We start from the raw sequence: 20,982 nt of genomic DNA, 5'->3' as shown, positions 1-20,982 counted from the left end.
GTCAGAGCCTCTCACGTAGTCGCCGGCACACCTCATCCAGAGCTTGCCGCAGCGGGGGTAGCAGGGGTTGCCGTGGATCCCGTTTCCACTGCTCGATCACCTGAACAAGCGGGGTAGCTCCCACCATTTTGGCGGCCCCCTTCATCTTGTGTAAAGCGGCTTCAAGCGCCATCTCGTCCCCTTGTGTGACGCAGCGCTCAATGTCGGCCAGATCCTGCCCGGTCGCATCCAGATAGAGGGGAATAAGCTCCGGCGCCAGCAGCGACACCTCCTGCGCTGCCCAGACCTCCCCTTCGGCCGGCAGGTCGCTTTGAGGGGGTGACTCGGGTGCGGGCGCTTGCGCTTGGTCGGGCTCGCCCAGGCCGCGCAGCAGATTGGCCAGGTCTTTGAGCAGCAGCGGCTTGTCCAGATGACCGCGACAACCACAGCTGGCCAGCTGCGCCGCCGCCTGCTCGCTGAGATCGGCGGTGATGACGTAGGTGGGCAGATGCTGCCAGCGCGGCGAATCGCGCAGCTGGCGGCAGAGCTCGGCCCCGTCCATCACCGGCATCTGCAGGTCGGTCAACACCAGATCGACCGTCTCATGCTGCAGGATGTCGAGTGCCAGCTGGCCGTTGGCGGCGCTGATCACCCGGGCCCCAAGCTGGGTCAGCTGCATGCTGATCAACACCCGGTTCACCTCGTGATCTTCGACCAGCAGCACCCGCATCCCCTGCCCCGGCAGCGTGATCATGCCCTGGCTAGAGGGCACCAGCCTTGGCTGCATCAGGCTCACCACCGAGCCCGGCACCCAGGGTTCCCCCTGCCAGTCCCAGTAGCGCAGCCCCTGTTCATCCAGCCGGACGCTCAATACCGGGCCGGCCGGATCGTCTTGCAAATCCAGTTCTCCCAGCCAGGGCAGCAGATAGTCCCGCTCCGCCCCGCCAAGTTGCACATGCACACTGGCCACCCTTGGCCGCCAGCGCGGCATCTCCTGCAGCAGCACCAGTGGCAGCGCACAGAGGAAACGGCTACCGCCGGTCGGCCGCGGCTCGACCCGGATCTCGCCCCCCATCTGCTCCATCAGCTGGCGACAGATGGCAAGTCCGAGCCCGGTGCCCTGGGCCCGCGGCTGACCCGCCTCCCCGCCCTGCTCAAAGGGCAGGAACAGGCGCGGCAGCAGCTCGGCACTGATACCGGGCCCCTCGTCGTCCACTCCGCACAACAGATGGGAGCCAGCGCGGCGGGCCCACAGCACCACTTCGCCACGGGAGCTGAACTTGATGGCATTGGCCAGCAGGTTGTGCAGCACCTGCTGCACCCGGTGGGGATCCAGCTCCACCTGGGCGGGCAGTCGATGATCGAGATCCAGCCGCAGTTGCAACCGCTTGGAGCGGGCCTTGGACCAGTGCACGGCCGCCACGTGCTCGCATAAATCCACCAGATCGGTGGGTTGCAGCGAGAGCGCCAGCTGCCGATTCTCGTTGCGGCTGAAGTCCAGCACGTCGTTGAGCAGGCCCAGCAGCTCGTCCCCCGCCTGGCGGACGTGGGCCAGTGCCGAGCGCTGCTCGGCATTGAGGGAGGTGTGGCTGAGCCACTCCAGCAACCCCAGAATGGCGTTCATGGGAGTACGAATTTCGTGGCTCACCGCCGCGAGGAAACGCCCCTTGGCCAGCACCGCCTGCTCGGCCCGCTCATGGGAGGCCTGCAGCGCCTGCTCCTGCTCGACCCGGGTCGTCACATCCTGCACCACCCCGTACACCCGCCACCCAAGCTCGGACTGGCTGCGCCCCCGGCCGTAGAACTGCAGCCAGCGGGTGCCCTTGCCCGGATGTTCATAGCGCAGCGCGTAGGAAAAAGGCTGACCGGCCTGCAGCATCTCCAGCATGGGGATCTGCATCTTGCGCCTGTCATGTTGATCCAGCCGGCCCAGCGCCTGACCGGGATTGCGGCGGATCTGCTGGCTGGCCAGCCCCAGCAGCTCGTAGCTGCCACGGCTGATGAACTCTACCTGGGCGATGCCTTCCCGCTGCAGCAGGAACTGGATCACCACCCCGGGCACCGTATTGGTCAATGCGCGCAGGCGGCGCTCGGCCTGGCGCAGCAAGCGGGTGCGCTCACGCAGGGCGCTGATGTTGGAGAGCGCGATGAGATCCCCCGCTGGCGACTGCTTGCCAAGCTGAAGCGGGATCTGGGCATAGGAGTAGACCTGATCGCCCAGGGCCATCTCCCCCTCGCCCCCCTGCAACTGGGCCTCTGGCAGGTGCAGCTCGGCCAGATAGCGAGCCTCAAGTCGTTTGGCCTGCTTGTTGCGCTTGATGATCTCGCCCTGGTTGTCCCGCAGAAACACCGGCACCGGCAGCGCCTGGAACAGGGACTCCCTGAACTGGCTCTCCAGCGCCAGGGTCTGCTCCATCTCCTGACGCTGGCTCACCTCTCTGGCCAGCTGCTGGCGGGAGCGCCAGATCAGCCAGATAACGCCAGCACTGATCAACAGCGCCAGCGACACCGACCCCAGCCAGATCCCGTAGCTGACCCCGGCTTGCTGGGTCAGCACCAGCCGGCGCCAACGCTGATTGAGATCGTCATTCTGCCTGCTGGTGAAGGCCATCAGGCTCTGCTCCATCACCCCGCTGAGTCGCGGGCTGTGATGGCTGATGGCAAACCCCAGCCCGAAGCGTTGAGGTAGCTCCCTGATATCCAGTCCATCCAGCTGGTTGTTGCGAAGCGGGTATTGCAGCTGGTAGAGCTCGGCCAGCATGGCGTCAGCCTCGCCGCTTTGCACCGCCGCAAGCCCCTGCGCCAGGGTGTCACTTTTGCGCCAATGATGTTCGCCATCCAGCCGGGCCAACATCCTTTCGTCATAGAGGGTGGCGGGCACCACTATGTCTCCCTTCACCGCCGCCAGCGTGTCGAACGACTTCGCCTTGCGACTGACCAGGGCATAGCGATTGAGCGCCATGATGCGGGTGAAGTCGAAGGCATCAGTCAGCGCCGGCGTTTCCAGCAGACCGGCCATCATGTCTGCCTCACCGCTGCGCAGCTGCGCCAGCGCCTCTTCCTTGCTGGCGGTTGGGATCACGTGGAAGTTGAGGCCGGTCTGCTGGCTAACCTGCCGCAGTACGTCGGCGCTCCACCCCTTGAGCTCCCCCTGCTCGTCGAGACCGCTGTAGGGCATGAAATCCGGGTTGACGACCAGCTTGATGGCACGGGAGGTGCCAACCAGCCAGGCTTGCTCCTTGTCGGTGAAGTGAAGCGGGTTGATGTCCTGCTCCCCCTGCGCCAGATAGCGATCCAGGTCCTTGTAAAGGGCGCCGGGCGGCAGATAACGGATGGCGGTATCGATGAGCTCGCGCAGTTCCGGCTGGTCGCGCATCATCAGCCGGTAGCTCACCACCAGTTCATCGCTGCGCAGCCGACGCAGCCGCAGCCCCTGATCCGGGTATTCGCGCATCAGGTAGCGCAGTTGCAGGTAGTCACCGAGATAGGCGGTCCCCTTGCCCGCCGCCAGCGCCGCGTACCAGTTGTCCGCCTCGGTCAGGGGCAACTGGGTTGAATGGGGATAGAGGGCATGCAGTACCTCGTTTGCCTGCCAGATGGGGGACACCAGGAAGGTCGCCCGTTCCAGATCCCCCCGATAGAGGATGGCGGATTCGGCCTCCAGCATGGCGCGGCTCAGTGCCATGCCCGGCAGGGCCTGCAACGAAGGGCCGACATTGGGAATGAGATCGCACCGCCCCTCCTGCAAGCCACGCTGCACCGCTGACCAGTTGGGCAGCTTCTCGTGCAGGAGCGGAAAAGGAAGCTGCTCTGCCAACCTCTCCATCTGATCGATCAGCAAGCCTCCCGACTCCTCGAGATAAGGCGGCCGGATCAGCGCCGGATAACAGATGGTCAGCGACTTGGTGGCATCGGCATACGCCTTGGCCGCCGGAGAGAGGGGGAGATCCATCGCCTGCAGTGGCGCAGCCAGCAACAGGCCTAACAATAGGCTGGTTTTTATCATGAAAAAATAAAAGCCAGGCGGCTGCCTGGCTTTTTGTCACTCGTTGGGCTCAACATTTTCGACCCTGGCCTTGAGCTTCTGACCAGGGCGGAAGGTGACCACCCGCCGGGCGCTGATAGGAATATCTTCGCCGGTTTTCGGGTTACGTCCAGGACGCTGGTTCTTCTCACGAAGATCAAAGTTACCGAAGCCTGAAATCTTGACTTGTTCACCACGCTCAAGCGCTTGTCTGATCTCTTCAAAGAAGGCTTCCACCATATCTTTGGCTTCACGCTTGCTCATCCCGAGCTGGGTGAACAGGTGCTCTGCAATGTCGGCTTTGGTAAGCGCCATAGATCAATCCCTCAAGGATGCATTCAACTCTTCACCAAGGGCCCGCACGACATTGTCTACGGTCTCGGCAATCTCTTTCTCCTCCAGAGTGCGCTGGGTGTCTTGCAGAACAAGACTGATGGCCAGGCTCTTCTTGTCCTCTGCCATGCCAGCACCCTGGTATACGTCAAACAAGTTTATTCCAACTACCTGATTTCCGCCAACTTTTTTAATTACTGCGAGGACATCACCGGCCAGGACCTGACGATCAAGCACCACGGCGATGTCACGACGGTTGGCAGGGAACTTGGAAACCTCGGCAGCAACCGGCACCTTGGCCGGGGTCAGCTTGTCCAGCTCCAGCTCGAACATGACGGCGCGACTCTTCAGACCCAGCTTCTTCTCGAGGCTCGGATGGATCACGCCGATGTGACCGATGACTAGGCCATTGCGCAGGATGGCCGCGCTCTGGCCCGGGTGCAGGGCACTGTGCTCGGCACGTTCGAAGGTGAAGGTAGCCCCTTCGGCGGTCAGATCCAGCACCGCTTCCAGATCCCCTTTCAAATCAAAGAAGTCGGCAGCGCGGCTCTTGATGTCCCAGTGCTCGTCGCTCTGGTTGCCGGTGATGATGCCGGCCAGCATGGGCTCCTGACGGATGCCGTTCTCGGCATTTTCATCCTTGATGAAGCGCAGGCCCTGCTCGAACAGGCGCACCCGCGGCTGCTGACGGTTCTGGTTGTAAACCACGGCCTGCACCAGACCCGGGAACAGCGAGACGCGCATGGCGGACATCTCGACCGAGATCGGGTTCGGCAGCACGATGGCATCGCTCTGCGGGAACAGGGTCTGCTGAGCCTTGGGATCGACGAAGCTGTAGGTGATCGCTTCCTGGAAGCCGCGATCAACCAGCAGGTCGCGCACGCGCTTCAAGGTCACCTGCCCTTCTGCCTGCTTCACCATCGCCAGAGAGGCGGCGGGTTTGAGGTTCGGGATGTTGTTGTAACCGTAGATACGGGCCACTTCCTCGATGAGGTCTTCCTCGATGGCGATATCGAAACGCCAGGAGGGCGCCAGCGCGGTCCAGCCGTCGGCGTCCACAGTGACCTGCATGCCAAGGCGAGTCAGGATCTCGACCACCTGAGCGTCAGCTACGCTGATGCCGATCACCTTGTCGAGCTTGGTGCGACGCAGCTTGATGGGTTCCGCTTTCGGCAGGTGGGCATCGGATTTGACCTCGATGACCGGACCCGCTTCACCGCCGCAGATATCCAGCAGCAGACGGGTGGCTCTGTCCATCACCTTGGCTTGCAGCTGCGGATCCACCCCGCGCTCGAAGCGATGGGAGGAGTCGGTATGCAGACCATAGGCACGGGCACGGCCGGTGATGGAGAGCGGCGCGAAGAAGGCGCACTCCAACAGGATATCGGTAGTGGTCTCGGAAACGCCGGTGCGATCGCCGCCGAAGATGCCGGCCATGCAGGCAGGACCTTTAGCATCGGCAATCACCAAAGTCGTCTCTTTGAGCTTCACTTCGTTGCCATCAAGCAGCGTCATCGGCTCGTCGCTACGAGCGCGGCGAACCACCAGTTCCCCTTCAAGCGTCGCCAGATCGAAGGCGTGCATCGGCTGACCGTATTCCAGCAGCAGGTAGTTGGTGATGTCGACGATGGCGTCGATGGAACGAATGCCGCCACGGCGCAGCTTCTCCTGCATCCAGAGCGGGCTCTGGGCGTGCAAGTTCAGCCCCTTGATGACGCGGCCCAGATAACGGGGGCAATCGGCCGGCGCTTCAACCCGGATCGGGAAGCTAGCGTCGATAGTGGCAACAGCCGGCACCCAGGTCGGCTCGACCACGTCGACGCTGTTGAGCACGCCGATTTCACGAGCCAGACCCGCGATGCCGAGACAGTCGGCACGGTTTGGGGTCAGATCCACGTCGATGCTGACGTCGTTGAGCGCGAGGTAGTCGCGGATATCGGTGCCGATGGGCGCATCCAGCGGCAGCTCGATGATGCCATCGGCCTCGACGTCGATACCCAGCTCGCTGAAGGAGCAGAGCATGCCGTGAGACGGCTGGCCGCGCAGCTTGGCTTTCTTGATGGTGAAATCACCCGGCAGGGTCGCCCCGACTTTGGCCACGCAGACTTTCAGGCCGGCGCGGCAGTTCGGCGCACCGCAGACGATGTCCAGCAGTTCGGCTTCGCCCACGTTGACCTTGGTTACCCGCAGCTTGTCGGCGTCAGGATGCTGGGCGCACTCGACCACTTCGCCCACCACCACGTTGTTGAACTGGCCGGCCACCGCTTCTACGGCATCCACTTCCAGACCGGCCATGGTGATCTGCTCGGCCAGTGCATTGTCACTCAACTCGGTGCGGACCCACTCCATCACCCAGGATTTACTGAATTTCATGTTCTCTCGCCCTTACTTGAACTGCTTGAGGAAGCGCAGGTCGTTTTCGAAGAAGGCACGCAGGTCGTTGACCCCGTAACGCAGCATGGTCAGGCGCTCAACGCCCATGCCGAAGGCAAAGCCGGAGTATTTTTCCGGATCGATGCCGACCGAACGCAGCACGTTCGGGTGCACCATGCCGCAGCCCAGCACTTCCAGCCACTTGCCGTTCTTGCCCATCACGTCCACTTCGGCGCTCGGCTCGGTGAACGGGAAGTAGGAAGGACGGAAACGGATGGTCAAGTCTTCCTCGAAGTAGTTGCGCAGGAAGTCGTGCAGGATCCCTTTCAGCTCGGTGAAGCTGGCATGCTCGTCGACCAGCAGGCCTTCGACCTGGTGGAACATCGGGGTATGGGTCATGTCGTAGTCGTTACGATAGACGCGGCCCGGCGCGATGATGCGGATCGGCGGCTGCTGATGTTCCATGGTGCGGATCTGCACACCGGAGGTGTGGGTACGCAGCATCAAATCAGGGTTGAAGTAGAAGGTATCGTGATCGGTACGCGCCGGGTGGTGAGCCGGGATGTTCAGCGCATCGAAGTTGTGGAAGCCATCTTCAATCTCGGGACCACGGGCAACCTTGAAACCCATCTCGCCAAACAGGCGCTCGATGCGCTCGATGGTGCGGGTCACCGGGTGCAGACCGCCATTCTCGATACGGCGGCCCGGCAGGCTGACGTCGATGGTCTCGGCGGCCAGCTTCTGGTTCAGCACGGCTACTTCGAGGGCTTCACGACGCTCGTTCAGGGCATCCTGAACCTGCTGTTTGGCCTGGTTGATCACGGCGCCCGCGGCGGGGCGCTCTTCAGCGGACAGGGCGCCCAGGCCCTTCATCTGTTCGGTGAAAAAGCCCTTTTTACCCAGATATTTGACCCGGATTTCGTCGAGGGCGGCGATGTCGCTTACGCCCTCAATTTCGGCCCTGGCTTGGCCGACTACTTCTTCAAGCTGTTGCATGTCTTCCTCGTCACCACTCCCGGTACAGGAGCCTTTAGGCTAAATAAGGTCAAGAGGGGAATAATACAAAAAAAGCCCCTTCACTGACCATAGTTAAGGTGCCCTTTTCTCCCTAGAAATCATTTTGTTATCAAGTAGGGCTTCGAGCCGGACCGGCTTCTTCTTTGTAATTTGTTATACAACTTTAGTTTGATGGCATATGGAGCCATATGCCTAGCTATCATGATGGTCGAGTCATCACCGTCTCAAGCGGCAAATGACAGACAACAAAAAAGGAGGCCTAGGCCTCCTTTTAGCATTTATAACAGAACCGGATTAGACCAGAGCTGCTTTGGCCTTTTCAACCAGGGCGGTGAAAGCCAGCTTGTCGTGAACGGCGATATCGGACAGGATCTTGCGATCGATCTCGATGGAAGCCTTCTTCAGACCGTTGATCAGACGGCTGTAGGACAGACCGTTCTGACGGGCTGCTGCGTTGATACGAGCAATCCACAGTTGACGGAACTGACGCTTTTTCTGGCGACGGTCACGGTAGGCATACTGACCAGCTTTGGTTACCGCTTGTACCGCTACGCGGTAGACACGGGAACGGGCGCCGTAGTAACCCTTGGCGGCTTTCATTACTTTCTTGTGACGAGCGCGAGCGGTCACACCACGTTTAACTCTTGGCATTTTTCACATCCCCCCTTATGCGTACGGCAGACAAGCGACAACACGTTTGTGGTCGGCAGCGGAAACAAAGAACTTCGGTCCCAACTGACGCTTACGCTTACTGCTCTTCTTGGTCAGGATGTGACGCAGGTGGTTGTGCTTGCACTTGAAGCGACCTGAGCCAGTCTTCTTGAAGCGCTTTGCGGCGCCCCGGTTGGTTTTCATCTTCGGCATTTCATACTCCGCATTGTGAGTGACAACAAAATCGCAAGGCGAACCGACTCATGGGGCTGGCCCCATGAGTCAATTTCTTGTGGGCCTTAAGATTTCTTCTTAGGTGCGAGAACCATCACAGCTTGACGGCCTTCGACTTTCGGGAACGATTCGACTACGGCCAGCTCTTCCAGATCGTTCTTGACGCGCTCCAGAACCTTGATACCAAGTTCCTGGTGGGCCATTTCACGACCACGGAAGCGCAGGGTGACCTTTGCCTTGTCCCCGTCTTCCAGAAAGCGAACCAGGTTGCGTAGTTTTACCTGATAGTCGCCTTCGTCGGTGCCAGGACGGAATTTGATTTCCTTAACCTGGACGACTTTCTGCTTTTTCTTCTGTTCTTTGGTGGTCTTGCTCTTTTCGTAGAGGAATTTGCCGTAATCCATGATCCGGCAAACGGGCGGCTCAGCGTTCGGACTGATCTCGACCAGATCCACTCCGGCCTCAAGGGCCAAGTTCAGGGCATCCTGGATGGAGGTGATGCCAATGGCTTCACCATCCAGACCAGTCAGACGAACTTCTTTCAGACGGATCTCTTCGTTGATCCGGTGAGCGCGGGCTTGCGGTTGCTTGCCCAGTTTTTTTCCGCCTTTTATAGCTTATTCCTCCACTTTCTTTTGTCCGCGGGTCTGAACTTCCTGGGTCAACAGAGCAATCAGCTCTTCAACAGGATAAGTGCCCAGGTCAGCCCCTTTACGAGTACGCACTGCAATCTTGCCGGCTTCTACTTCTTTATCGCCGCAGACCAGCATGAAGGGTACTCGCTTCAAAGTATGCTCGCGGATTTTAAAGCCAATCTTCTCATTTCTCAAGTCCGCTTTTGCGCGAAGGCCCGCATCATTCAATGCTTTGGCTACTTTCACTGCATAATCGGCCTGATTGTCGGTGATATTCATGACCACGGCTTGGGTCGGTGCCAGCCAGGTCGGGAACAGTCCGGCGTACTCTTCGGTCAGAATCCCGATGAAACGCTCCAGCGAGCCCAGAATGGCACGGTGGATCATCACGGGAACATGACGCTCGTTGTCTTCACCCACGTAGGTGGCGCCCAGACGGCCCGGCAGGGCAAAATCGAGCTGCACGGTACCACATTGCCACGCACGATCAAGGCAATCGTGCAGGGTAAATTCGATCTTGGGACCGTAGAAGGCCCCCTCACCCGGCTGCAGATCGTACTTCAGACCGTTCAGCACCAGGGCCTCGGCCAGCGCGGCCTCGGCGCGATCCCAGGCCTCATCGGAGCCGATACGCTGTTCCGGACGAGTGGAGAGCTTGACCACGATGTTCTCGAAGCCGAAGGTGCCATAGACGTCGTAGACCATGCGAATACAGGCCGACACCTCTTCCATGATCTGCTCTTCGGTACAGAAGATGTGCGCATCATCCTGGGTAAAACCACGTACCCGCATCAGGCCGTGCAGGGAGCCTGACGGCTCGTTGCGGTGGCAGGAGCCGAACTCGGCCATGCGCAGCGGCAGATCGCGGTAGGATTTCAGACCCTGGTTGAAGATCTGCACGTGGCCCGGGCAGTTCATCGGCTTGATGGCGTACTCGCGGTTCTCGGACTGGGTGGTGAACATGGCCTGGGCGTATTTCTCCCAGTGACCTGAACGCTCCCACAGCACGCGATCCATCATGAAGGGGCCTTTCACCTCCTGATAGTCGTACTCTTTGAGCTTGCCGCGGATGAAGGTTTCCAGCTCACGGAAAATGGTCCAGCCATCGTTGTGCCAGAACACCATGCCGGGCGCTTCTTCCTGCATGTGGTACAGGTCGAGCTGCTTGCCGATCTTGCGGTGGTCGCGCTTGGCGGCCTCTTCGAGGCGCTGCAGGTAAGACTTGAGCTGCTTCTTGTCGGCCCAGGCGGTGCCGTAGATGCGCTGCAGCATCTTGTTGTTGGAGTCGCCGCGCCAGTAGGCGCCGGACATCTTCTGCAACTTGAAGTGGTGGCAGTGACGCATGTTGGGCACGTGCGGGCCACGACACATGTCGATGTACTCTTCGTGATGATACAGACCGGGCTGGTCATCACGGGCAATGTTCTGATCCAGGATCTCGACCTTGTAGGTCTCGCCACGGGCTTCGAACACGTCGCGTGCTTCCTGCCAGGAGACCTTCTTCTTGATGACGTCGTAATCCTTGGCGGCCAGCGCCAGCATGCGCTCTTCCAGCGCAGCCAGATCTTCATCGGTCAGGGTGCGATCGAGATCGATGTCGTAGTAGAAACCGTTGTCGATGACGGGACCGATGGCCATCTTGGTCTGGGGCCAGAGTTGCTTGATGGCATGACCCAGCAGGTGAGCACAGGAGTGGCGCAGGATGTCCAGACCTTCTTCGTCTTTGGCGGTGATGATGGCCAGGGAGGCATCGGCTTCGATCAGCTCGCAGGCATCCACCAGTTCACCGTTTACCCGACCGGCAATGCACGCCTTGGCGAGACCGGGACCGATGTCCGCGGCCACATCCATGACGGAAACGGCGTGGGCAAATTGACGTTGGCTGCCATCAGGCAGAGTAATGATTGGCATTGTGTGTTTCCTTATACAGTGGTGCCCCCTACCAAAGGGCACATGCGGGATGGAAAGATTCATTCAAAAATGGGTGATGTTCTGGCTCTCCACAGCACTTTGCGAAGGCGCCCCGCGACGCAAACAACCCGTTCAACGTCGCAAGACAAACCAAAAACCGGACCATGCTACCAGAAGTAGGCGGGGCTGTATCGGGTTTGCTGAGATTTTCTACAGTCAGATGAAGTGCTTGGCAGCTATTCCCCCAGCAGGGGCTGCCAGTTGAAATCGAACGTGGAGCTCCCCTCCTGCGCCAGTTCCAGCTCCTGCAGCACCTTGAGCGCCAGCTGGTTGCCCTGCTTGGCGGCCTGATAGAGCCACTCCTTGGCACGGGGCAGATCGACCCGCCCGCTGACCCCCATCAGGTGCAGCACCCCCACCTTCAACATGGCGGGCACATCGCCGTTCTTGGCTGCCAGCTCCATCCAGTGAAACGCCTCGCGCAGATCCCGCTTCACCCCGGCCCCCCGCAGGTAGACCTCCCCCAGCCGGTATTGGCCGAAGGCATCCCCCGCCTGCGCCGCCTGACGATAGAGCGTGATGGCCCGGCTGATATCCTGCTCGCTCCCCTGCCCCACTTCATGGCTCCAGCCCATCAGCGCCTGGGCCCGTGGCTGCCCCTGCTCGGCCAGCGGCGACCAGATCCGGGTCGCCTCATCGAAGTGACCGGTGCGCCAGGCGCGATTGGCCGAGGCCAGCTCCTGCTCGGTGGATAGCGGGATCAGGCGCCAGATAACCAGCGCAATGACAGCGATGAAGAGCCAGCGGGAGGTGATGGGTGCCATGATGATTTCCGTGATCCAGTTCGCATTTCGTCTATGTAAACGAAATGTAGCGCCGCGATCAAGCAAGAGATCCCTTTGACATGCTTTTTATGGACGGCTGGGTCGGCAGGGCTTGCATTCGGCAATGAGGGTCAGCATGATGACTGTATATATAAACAGTGCTGGTGTAATGCGATGGCAGGTCGAGGCAGTTCCCACAATGTTGATCACCGTTTCAGCGGCCAGCGGGTCGATGCGGTCGACGACGGCTGGTCCCAACCCGAGTGGGAAGCGGCATTTGCCGCCAGCGATCCCCGCACCGAGGTGACGGAGATCAGCGCTCGCAGCATCATCAGTTACAACAGCTCCCCCGACGTCCCTTTCAGCCGCTCCATCAACCCCTATCAGGGCTGTGAACACGGCTGCATCTATTGCTACGCCAGACCGAGCCACGCCTATCTCGAGCTCTCCCCCGGCCTCGACTTCGAGACCCGCTTGTTCGCCAAACTCAATGCCGCCGAGCTGCTGCGCCGGGAGTTTGCCAGACCAGCCTATCAGCCGCAGACCATAGTGCTGGGAGCCAATACCGACCCCTACCAGCCCATCGAGCACCACTATCGCCTCACCCGCGAGCTGTTGACGGTGATGCTGGCCCACCGCCATCCGGTCGGGATCATCACCAAGAGCGCCATGATATTGCGCGACCTCGATCTGCTGACGGAGCTGGCCCGGGAGGGGCTCTGCCAGGTGATGGTGTCGGTCACCACCTTGAATGAGACATTGCGGCGACAGCTGGAGCCAAGAGCCAGCACCGGGGCCGGCCGGCTCAAGGTGGTGGAGAAACTGGCCGGCGCCGGTGTGCCGGTCGGCGTGCTGGCGGCGCCCATGATCCCGCGCCTCAACGAGCCCGAACTCGAGCAGATAATCAAAGGCGCTGCCGAGGCCGGAGCCCATTGCGCCGACTATATCCTGCTGCGACTGCCCCACGAGCTGGCGCCGCTGTTCAGTGACTGGCTTGATGAGCACTATCCCGGCCAGAAGGAGGCGATCCTCAACCAGCTGCGAGCCAGCCGGGACGGCGCCCTCAACACTCCCGCCTTCGGCAGCCGGATGCGGGGAGAAGGCCAGTTTGCCGATCTGCTGGCCCAGCGCTTTCGGTTGATCACCAAGCGGCTCGGGCTCGGCAAGCGCCACTTTCAGCTGCGCCAGGATGCCTTCATCCGCCCTGGCGAGCAGTTGCGGCTGTTCTAGGCTCCCGTCAAGCCCGCCACGGGCAAAGCCTCAGCCCCTTGGTCGCGACGCACTGGCCTTGCTGCGGTGGGCAATCAACTCGGCAGGCAATCGGGCTGGCTCATGTGCCACCTCAGGTTCATGTTCGCCTGCGCGGGCATCCATCTCTGCCTCGCCCCATACCCGGCTCCACCAGATCTCCCACATTACCCAGCTGGTCATGACATGCTCCTGGCAGGCGTTGCCTGCGTCTATGGTGGTTTCTCTCCAACGGGAGCAGCATGGCTGGCCGCCATGACAGAGCGATGACACTCAAATGAAGGAGCCGTGTCGAGGCCATGCTTCCATCAGGGCAGCCTTGGCAAGCAGTGCCCGTTCTTCCTGCCATGACAGGCAAGACTGGACAGGGGAAAAAGGAAGAAAAGGAAGAAAAGGAAGAAAAGGAAGAAAAGGAAGGAGGATAACCGGGGACGCCAGCGACAAGCGAGCCAATGAAAAGAGCGGCCATGAGGCCGCTCTTTGGTATCGGGTAAAGGGGAGCGATTATTCGTCGCCCGCTTCACCTGCATCGACAGCACCGGTGTCCGCTGCGGTATCGGTGCCTTCAGACACCTCCCCTTCAACGGCCAGCACTTCGTTTTCGTCTTCGTCGCTCTCGGCAACCCGCTGCAGACCGACCACGGTCTCGTCTTCACCGGTACGGATCAGACGCACACCACCGGTGTTGCGGCCGATAACGCTCACCTCGGACACCCGGGTACGTACCAGGGTACCGCCGTTGGTGATCAGCATGATCTGGTCGGTATCTTCGACCTGGATCGCATCGATCACCTTGCCGTTGCGCTCATCCACCTTGATGGAGATGACGCCCTGGGTGCCGCGGCTCTTGGTCGGGTACTCGTCCAGCGCGGTACGCTTGCCGTAACCGTTCTCGGTGGCGGTGAGGATGGCCCCGTCGCCACGCGGCACGATGAGGGACACCACCTTGTCACCGGCGCCCAGCTTGATGCCGCGCACACCGGCAGCGGTACGCCCCATGGGACGTACGCCCTTGAAGGTGCCCTTGCTTTCGGTGCCTTCGCCGTTGTCGCTGCCATCATCGTCGTTGCCAGCATCGTCGTCGGTTTCAACGTCATCGCTGACATCCGCATCGGCGCGACCGCTGCCTTCGGCGAAGCGAACGACTTTGCCCGCGTCGGAGAAGAGCATGATCTCGTTGCTGCCGTCGGTGATATCCACCCCGATCAGCTCATCGCCCTCTTTGAGGTTGATGGCGCGGATACCGGAGGAGAGCGGACGGCTGAAGTCAGAGAGGCTGGTCTTCTTCACGGTACCGTTGGCGGTGGCGAAGAAGACATACTTCTCGGCGTCATATTCCTTCACCGGCAGGATAGCGGTGATACGCTCACCCTCTTCCAGCGGCAGCAGGTTGATGATCGGACGACCACGGGCGCCACGGGACGCCTCCGGCAGTTGATACACCTTGAGCCAGTAGACCTTGCCACGGGTGGAGAAGCACAGAATGGTGTCGTGGGTGTTGGCCACCAGCAGACGCTCCACAAAGTCCTCTTCCTTAATCCGGGTGGCCGACTTGCCACGACCACCGCGGCGCTGGGCCTCGTAGTCGGAGAGCGGCTGATACTTCACATAGCCCTGGTGAGACAGGGTAACCACCACGTCTTCCGGGGTGATCAGATCTTCGATGTTGATCTCGGCACTAGACATGCTGATCTCGGTGCGACGCTCGTCGCCATACTGCTCACGCACGGCCAGCAGTTCATCGCGGATCACTTCCATCAGACGAGCCGGGCTCGCCAGGATGTGCAGCAACTCGGCGATCAGATCCAGCAGAGATTGGTACTCTTCCAGGATCTTCTCGTGCTCGAGGCCAGTCAGCTTGTGCAGACGCAGGTCAAGGATGGCCTGGGCTTGCTGTTCGGTCAGGAAGTATTGACCTTCACGGATACCGAACTCCGGCTCCAGCCACTCTGGCCGTGCCGCGTCGTCGCCCGCTTTTTCCAGCATGGCGGCCACGTTGCCGAGTTCCCAGCCCTTGGCAACCAGGCCCGCTTTCGCGTCGGCCGGGGTCGCGCTGTGGCGGATCAGCTCGATGATGGGATCGATGTTGGCCAGCGCAACCGCCAGACCTTCCAAAATGTGTGCCCGATCCCGCGCCTTGCGCAGTTCGAACACGGTCCGGCGAGTCACCACTTCACGGCGGTGCAGCAGGAACGCATCCAGGATCTCTTTAAGGTTCATCACCTTGGGCTGGTTGTTATCGAGCGCCACCATGTTGATGCCGAACGTGGTCTGCATCTGGGTGTGCTTGTAGAGATTGTTCAGCACAATCTCGCCGGACTCGCCGCGCTTGATCTCGATAACGATGCGCATGCCGTCTTTGTCAGACTCATCGCGCAGGGCACTGATGCCCTCGATCTTTTTCTCTTTGACCAGCTCGGCGATCTTCTCGATCAGTCGAGCCTTGTTCACCTGATAGGGGATCTCGTGAACGATGATGGTCTCGCGACTGGTCTTCTCGTCCACTTCCACTTCAGCTTTGGCCCGCACATAGATGGAGCCACGACCGGTACGGTACGCCTGCACGATGCCGGAACGACCGTTAATAATGCCGCCGGTGGGGAAATCCGGGCCGGTGATATAGGTCATCAGCTCGTCAATGGTGAGGTCGCCGTTTTCGATCAGCGCCAGGCAGCCATTGACAATCTCGGTGAGGTTGTGAGGCGGAATGTTGGTCGCCATGCCCACCGCGATACCGGAGGAGCCGTTGACCAGCAGGTTGGGAACCTTGGTAGGCATGACCGCCGGGATCATCTCGGTGCCGTCATAGTTCGGCACCCAGTCCACGGTCTCTTTGTCCAGATCAGCCAGCAGCTCGTGGGAGATGCGGGCCATCCGCACTTCGGTATAACGCATCGCCGCGGCGCTGTCGCCGTCGACTGAACCGAAGTTGCCCTGACCATCGACCAGCATGTAACGCATGGAGAAATCCTGCGCCATCCGGACAATGGTGTCATACACAGCGATATCGCCGTGCGGGTGATATTTACCGATTACGTCACCGACCACACGGGCCGATTTTTTATAGGGCTTGTTCCAGTCGTTCCCCAACTCGTTCATAGCAAACAGAACGCGGCGGTGAACCGGTTTCAAGCCATCACGCACATCCGGCAGAGCTCGTCCTACGATCACGCTCATGGCGTAATCAAGATAGGAACTCTTGAGCTCTTCTTCGATGTTGACCGGCGTGATCTCTCTGGCCAGATCGCTCATAGAAAGCCTTATCCCTAATTAGTTGTTCTTTGGCTTAAACAGCGCGACATGGTAACACACTGAGCCAAATACCTTAAGCCACAAATCGGGTATCAGATCGGGCTGGTGTGACAAAGTCCGTCCGTTATAATGCCCGCCAGGACAATAGATTGCGCCCATGACTCAGCAGCGGGCGCCCTGCCACAGGATCTTCGAAAAATGAACAGTGATGCCAATGTCGATCTGACAGAAATCGCCAAGTTTGAAGCCATCGCCTCCCGCTGGTGGGACATGGAGGGAGAGTTCAAGCCGCTGCACCAGATAAACCCGGTGCGCCTTGACTGGATCACCGACAAGAGCGGCGGCCTGTTTGGCAAGCGCATCCTCGACATCGGCTGCGGCGGCGGCATTCTCGCCGAAAGCATGGCCCGCCGGGGTGCCAAGGTCACCGGCATCGACATGGGCAAGGAGCCCCTCGGGGTCGCCCGCCTCCATGCCCTCGAAGCGGGCGTGGAGCTCGAGTATCGCCAGATCACCGCCGAGGCCCACGCCGATGAGGCCCCCGGCCAGTACGACGTGGTCACCTGCATGGAGATGCTGGAGCACGTGCCGGATCCCGCCTCCGTGCTGCGCGCCATCGCCACCCTGGTGCGCCCGGGCGGCAAGGTGTTCGTCTCCACCATCAACCGCAACCCGAAAGCCTATCTGATGATGATCCTCGGCGCCGAGTACCTGATGAAGATGGTGCCCAAGGGTACCCACGACCACAAGAAGTTCATCACCCCCGCCGAACTGTGTCGCATGGGTGAAGCGGCTGGCCTGCTGGTACGGGACATGAGCGGGATGCACTACGCACCGCTCTCCAACAGCTTCAAGCTCGGTCGCAACGTCGACGTCAACTACATGGTGGCGTTCGAGCGCCCGGAGCAAGGCTGATGACGACTCACTCTGCTGCGCCCCTTGGCTGCGTGCTGTTCGATCTGGACGGCACCCTGCTCGACACCGCGCCCGATCTGGGGGCGGCCGTCAACCACGTGCTGATAAACGAAGGCTTTGCCCCCCTCTCTGACGACATCATTCGTCAGACCACCTCCCACGGGGCGCTCGGGCTGCTCAGGGCCGGCCTTGGCGACGAGCTGCTCGAAGAGCTGGGCGCAACCCGCCTTCGCACCGCCCTGCTCGACTACTATGCCGCCAACCTCTGCGTTGGCACCCGCCCCTATGAGGGGATGGTGGATCTCATCGAGTGGCTCGACGAGAAGCAGCTGCCCTGGGGCATCGTCACCAACAAGCCGGGCTTTCTCACCGAGCCGCTGCTGGCTGCCCTGCCCGAGTTCGCCAGTTGCGGCGTGACCGTCAGCGCCGACACCCTGCCGGTGCGCAAGCCCGACCCCGCCCCCATGTACTTTGCCTGCGACCAGCTGGGCGTCGAGGCGAGCCACTGCCTTTATGTGGGGGATCACGTGCGCGACATCGAGGCCGGCCGCAACGCCGGCATGCGCACTGCGGTCGCCGGCTGGGGTTATCTCAATGACGACGAGGATCCGGCCCAGTGGGGCGCCGATCTGCACTTTGACACCGTGCAGGCGCTGCACCACTGGCTGCGCTACGAGCTGGGCTGAGATTGCCAGCCCATGCCGGGCACCTCTGGTACAGGAAGCAGACAACAGAGATGGATAACAAAGGCAGCTTTGCCGCCAAAGGGTGGCCAGATGAGCACTGTTGATTGATCGCAGCAGTGCCTCGGTAGTCACCACGGGGGATCCCCAGCGATCCCCCGTTTTGGCGGTTTGACAAGCAGGGAAGCGGCGAGATCGGACACCTTTTGACCCTTGCTGCACAAGGGATAATCAGGCTGAATTTGCTAGTAAAAACACCCCCTTTTCGCAAGCAAAAAAAGTTATTTAAATTTTCCATGTTCGATCATCAGACTTGCATTTACCGGATCGGACGGATGAAAACCCACTCGCTGTGAGCGCCCACTAACACAGAGCGGAACACCCACAATTTATCCACAGCTAATCCCTTATCCACAGATTGCAAAGCCGGGCCGACCTCACTATCTTGTAGCTCGAAATCAAAATAACACTATATCTTGTGATTCATCGCACAATAGGTCCCCACCTCCCACGCCTCTCACAGGTCTGGAGGCGAACGCCGTGCGATGGTTTTTCGGGAATCAACTAAAGGTCATCAGCCAATGAACTTGTTTGTGACGAAGCGTAACGGCCACAAAGAACCCATCGATCTGGATAAAATTCACCGCGTGCTCGACTGGGCTGCCGAGGGTCTCGACAACGTGTCGGTCTCCCAGGTGGAACTCAAGTCCCACATCCAGTTCTATGACGGCATCCGTACCGCCGATATCCACGAAACCGTCATCAAGGCCGCTGCTGACCTGATCTCCGAGCAAAGCCCGGACTACCAGTACATGGCCGCCCGCCTGGCCATCTTCCACCTGCGCAAGAAGGCCTACGGCCAGTTCGAGCCGCCCCACCTCTATCAGCACGTCGCCAAACTGGTGGACATGGGCAAGTACGACAAGCACCTGCTGGAAGACTACAGCCAGGCCGAATTCGAGGAGCTGAACCAGCACCTGGATCACTGGCGCGACATGGACTTCTCCTACGCGGCGGTCAAGCAGCTGGAAGGCAAGTACCTGGTCCAGAACCGCGTCACCGGCGAAATTTACGAGAGCCCGCAGTTCCTCTACATCCTGGTAGCGGCCTGCCTCTTCTCCAAGTATCCGAAAGATACCCGTCTGGACTACATCAAGCGCTTCTATGATGCGGTCTCGACCTTCAAGATCTCGCTGCCGACCCCGATCATGAGCGGCGTGCGCACCCCGACCCGTCAGTTCAGCTCCTGCGTGCTGATCGAGTGCGACGACAGCCTGGATTCCATCAATGCCACCGCCAGCGCCATCGTGCGTTACGTGTCCCAGCGCGCCGGCATCGGCATCAACGCCGGCCGCATCCGTGGTCTGGGCAGCCCGATCCGTGGCGGCGAAGCCTTCCACACCGGTTGCATCCCCTTCTACAAGTACTTCCAGACTGCCGTGAAGTGCTGCTCCCAGGGCGGCGTGCGCGGCGGTGCGGCCACCCTGTTCTACCCGCTGTGGCACACCGAAGTGGAGAGCCTGCTGGTACTGAAGAACAACCGCGGCGTGGAAGAGAACCGGGTCCGTCACATGGACTACGGCGTACAGATCAACAAGCTGATGTATCAGCGCCTCATCAAGGGCGGCGACATCACATTGTTCTCCCCGTCCGATGCACCTGGCCTGTACGATGCCTTCTTCGCGGATCAGGACAAGTTTGAAGCGCTCTACGTCAAGTACGAGCAGGATCCGAGCATTCGCAAGAAGACCCTCAAGGCGGTCGATCTCTTCTCCCTGATGATGCAGGAGCGCGCCGGTACCGGTCGCATCTACATCCAGAACGTGGACCACTGCAACACCCACAGCCCGTTCGATCCGAGCGTGGCGCCGGTGCGCCAGTCCAACCTCTGCCTCGAGATTGCGCTGCCCACCAAGCCGCTCAACAACGTGGATGACGAAGAGGGCGAGATCGCACTCTGTACCCTGTCTGCCTTCAACCTGGGTGCCATCGAGAAGCTGGAAGATCTGGAAGAGATGGCCGATCTCGCCGTGCGCGCCCTGGATGCCCTGCTCGACTATCAGGACTACCCGCTCAAGGCCGCGATGAAGGGCAGCATGAACCGCCGTACCCTGGGGATCGGTGTCATCAACTACGCCTACTACCTGGCGAAGAACGGTGCCCGCTACTCCGACGGTTCCGGTCTGGCGCTGACCCACCGCACCTTCGAGGCGATCCAGTACTATCTGTTGAAGGCCTCCGTGCAGCTGGCCCGCGAGTTCGGCCCCTGCCCGGCCTTCAACGAGACCACCTATGCCCAGGGGATCCTGCCCATCGATACCTATAAAAAGGATCTGGACAACCTGTGCAACGAGCCGCTGCACCTGGACTGGGAAGCCTTGCGCGAGGAGATCCGCACCGTGGGTCTGCGCAACTCCACCCTGACCGCCCTGATGCCGAGCGAGACCTCCAGCCAGATCTCCAACGCCACCAACGGCATCGAGCCGCCGCGCGGCCTGGTGTCGGTCAAGGCCTCCAAGGACGGCATCCTCAAGCAGGTGGTGCCCGAGTATGACCGCCTCAAGGATCAATACGAACTGCTCTGGAAGCAACCGAGCGTCGATGGTTACCTGCAGCTGGTCGGTATCATGCAGAAGTTTGTGGATCAGGCGATCTCCGCCAACACCAACTACGATCCCGCCCGTTTCGAAGGCAACAAGGTACCGATGAAGCAGCTGCTGAAGGACTTGCTGACCGCCTACAAATACGGCCTCAAGACCCTCTACTATCACAACACCCGTGATGGTGCGGACGATGCCCAGACCGATCTGCAAGATGACGGTTGTGCCGGCGGCGCCTGCAAGATCTGATGAACCGGGCGGGAGCATGAAGCTCCCGCCCTCCTGTTTCCCCTTATTCAAGAC

15 protein-coding genes are annotated in these 20,982 nt (G+C 60.5%); 4 read left to right on the top strand and 11 right to left on the bottom strand.

Annotated elements, in window-relative coordinates; translation table 11 throughout:
• Position 1: 1 nt before the first annotated feature.
• From PG881_RS14810 to PG881_RS14770, 9 genes are all read right to left on the bottom strand, one after another.
• Positions 2 to 3,967, bottom strand: a complete 3,966-nt coding sequence (locus PG881_RS14810; RefSeq protein ID WP_270801035.1) for an ATP-binding protein — start codon at positions 3,965 to 3,967, stop codon at positions 2 to 4.
• A 54-nt stretch (positions 3,968 to 4,021) separates the two neighbouring features.
• Positions 4,022 to 4,318, bottom strand: a complete 297-nt coding sequence (ihfA, locus tag PG881_RS14805; RefSeq protein WP_005300715.1) for an integration host factor subunit alpha — start codon at positions 4,316 to 4,318, stop codon at positions 4,022 to 4,024.
• A 3-nt stretch (positions 4,319 to 4,321) separates the two neighbouring features.
• Positions 4,322 to 6,709, bottom strand: a complete 2,388-nt coding sequence (gene pheT / locus PG881_RS14800) for a phenylalanine--tRNA ligase subunit beta (RefSeq protein ID WP_270800956.1) — start codon at positions 6,707 to 6,709, stop codon at positions 4,322 to 4,324.
• A gap of 12 nt (positions 6,710 to 6,721) precedes the next feature.
• Positions 6,722 to 7,705 carry a phenylalanine--tRNA ligase subunit alpha gene (pheS, locus tag PG881_RS14795; protein ID WP_016350663.1) on the bottom strand — a complete coding sequence of 328 codons (984 nt, stop codon included), beginning with the start codon at positions 7,703 to 7,705 and terminating at the stop codon, positions 6,722 to 6,724.
• Positions 7,706 to 8,020: 315 nt separating this feature from the next.
• A complete protein-coding gene (rplT, locus tag PG881_RS14790) occupies positions 8,021 to 8,377 on the bottom strand; it encodes a 50S ribosomal protein L20 (RefSeq protein WP_005300683.1) in 357 nt (118 codons plus the stop codon).
• Positions 8,378 to 8,392: 15 nt separating this feature from the next.
• A complete protein-coding gene (gene rpmI / locus PG881_RS14785) occupies positions 8,393 to 8,590 on the bottom strand; it encodes a 50S ribosomal protein L35 (protein ID WP_005300673.1) in 198 nt (65 codons plus the stop codon).
• Between the two features lie 86 nt (positions 8,591 to 8,676).
• Positions 8,677 to 9,207, bottom strand: coding sequence for a translation initiation factor IF-3 (infC, locus tag PG881_RS14780; protein WP_208021905.1), 531 nt, complete (start codon positions 9,205 to 9,207; stop codon positions 8,677 to 8,679).
• Between the two features lie 21 nt (positions 9,208 to 9,228).
• Entirely contained in the window at positions 9,229 to 11,157 is a 1,929-nt protein-coding gene (thrS, locus tag PG881_RS14775; protein ID WP_011706169.1) for a threonine--tRNA ligase, read from the bottom strand.
• A gap of 236 nt (positions 11,158 to 11,393) precedes the next feature.
• Positions 11,394 to 11,981: a tetratricopeptide repeat protein gene (locus PG881_RS14770; protein ID WP_026080375.1), complete on the bottom strand. Its 588-nt coding sequence runs from the start codon at positions 11,979 to 11,981 to the stop codon at positions 11,394 to 11,396.
• Positions 11,982 to 12,155: 174 nt separating this feature from the next.
• On the opposite strand from PG881_RS14770, the gene PG881_RS14765 reads away from it, so the two are divergent.
• On the top strand, positions 12,156 to 13,211 hold the full coding sequence (locus tag PG881_RS14765) for a PA0069 family radical SAM protein (RefSeq protein WP_270800952.1): 1,056 nt from the start codon (positions 12,156 to 12,158) through the stop codon (positions 13,209 to 13,211).
• A 30-nt stretch (positions 13,212 to 13,241) separates the two neighbouring features.
• On the opposite strand, the gene PG881_RS14760 is transcribed toward PG881_RS14765, so the two are convergent.
• Both PG881_RS14760 and gyrA read right to left on the bottom strand, forming a co-directional pair.
• Complete coding sequence (locus tag PG881_RS14760; RefSeq protein ID WP_168967571.1) at positions 13,242 to 13,412, bottom strand: hypothetical protein; 171 nt, start codon at positions 13,410 to 13,412, stop codon at positions 13,242 to 13,244.
• Positions 13,413 to 13,733: 321 nt separating this feature from the next.
• On the bottom strand, positions 13,734 to 16,481 hold the full coding sequence (gene gyrA, locus PG881_RS14755) for a DNA topoisomerase (ATP-hydrolyzing) subunit A (protein ID WP_270800939.1): 2,748 nt from the start codon (positions 16,479 to 16,481) through the stop codon (positions 13,734 to 13,736).
• Positions 16,482 to 16,679: 198 nt separating this feature from the next.
• Here gyrA and ubiG point away from each other — a divergent pair, with 198 nt between their 5' ends.
• The 3 genes from ubiG (at position 16,680) to nrdA (ending at position 20,928) form a co-directional block, all read left to right on the top strand.
• Positions 16,680 to 17,396 (top strand): bifunctional 2-polyprenyl-6-hydroxyphenol methylase/3-demethylubiquinol 3-O-methyltransferase UbiG, encoded by a 717-nt coding sequence (gene ubiG, locus PG881_RS14750; RefSeq protein ID WP_270800933.1) that lies wholly within the window; start codon positions 16,680 to 16,682, stop codon positions 17,394 to 17,396.
• The gene (locus tag PG881_RS14745; RefSeq protein WP_257688677.1) at positions 17,396 to 18,082 is read left to right on the top strand and encodes an HAD family hydrolase; all 687 of its coding nucleotides are present in this window, start codon (positions 17,396 to 17,398) and stop codon (positions 18,080 to 18,082) included. The genes ubiG and PG881_RS14745 overlap by 1 nt, the downstream gene beginning before the upstream one ends.
• A 578-nt stretch (positions 18,083 to 18,660) precedes the next feature.
• A complete protein-coding gene (gene nrdA / locus PG881_RS14740; protein WP_016350655.1) occupies positions 18,661 to 20,928 on the top strand; it encodes a class 1a ribonucleoside-diphosphate reductase subunit alpha in 2,268 nt (755 codons plus the stop codon).
• The last annotated feature ends 54 nt before the right edge of the window (positions 20,929 to 20,982 follow it).

Source organism: Aeromonas sp. QDB54 (assembly GCF_027707385.1).
Classification (GTDB): Bacteria; Pseudomonadota; Gammaproteobacteria; order Enterobacterales; family Aeromonadaceae; genus Aeromonas; species Aeromonas hydrophila.
Note: the sequence above shows the minus strand (reverse complement) of the source record. Positions and strands in the feature narration are given on the sequence as shown.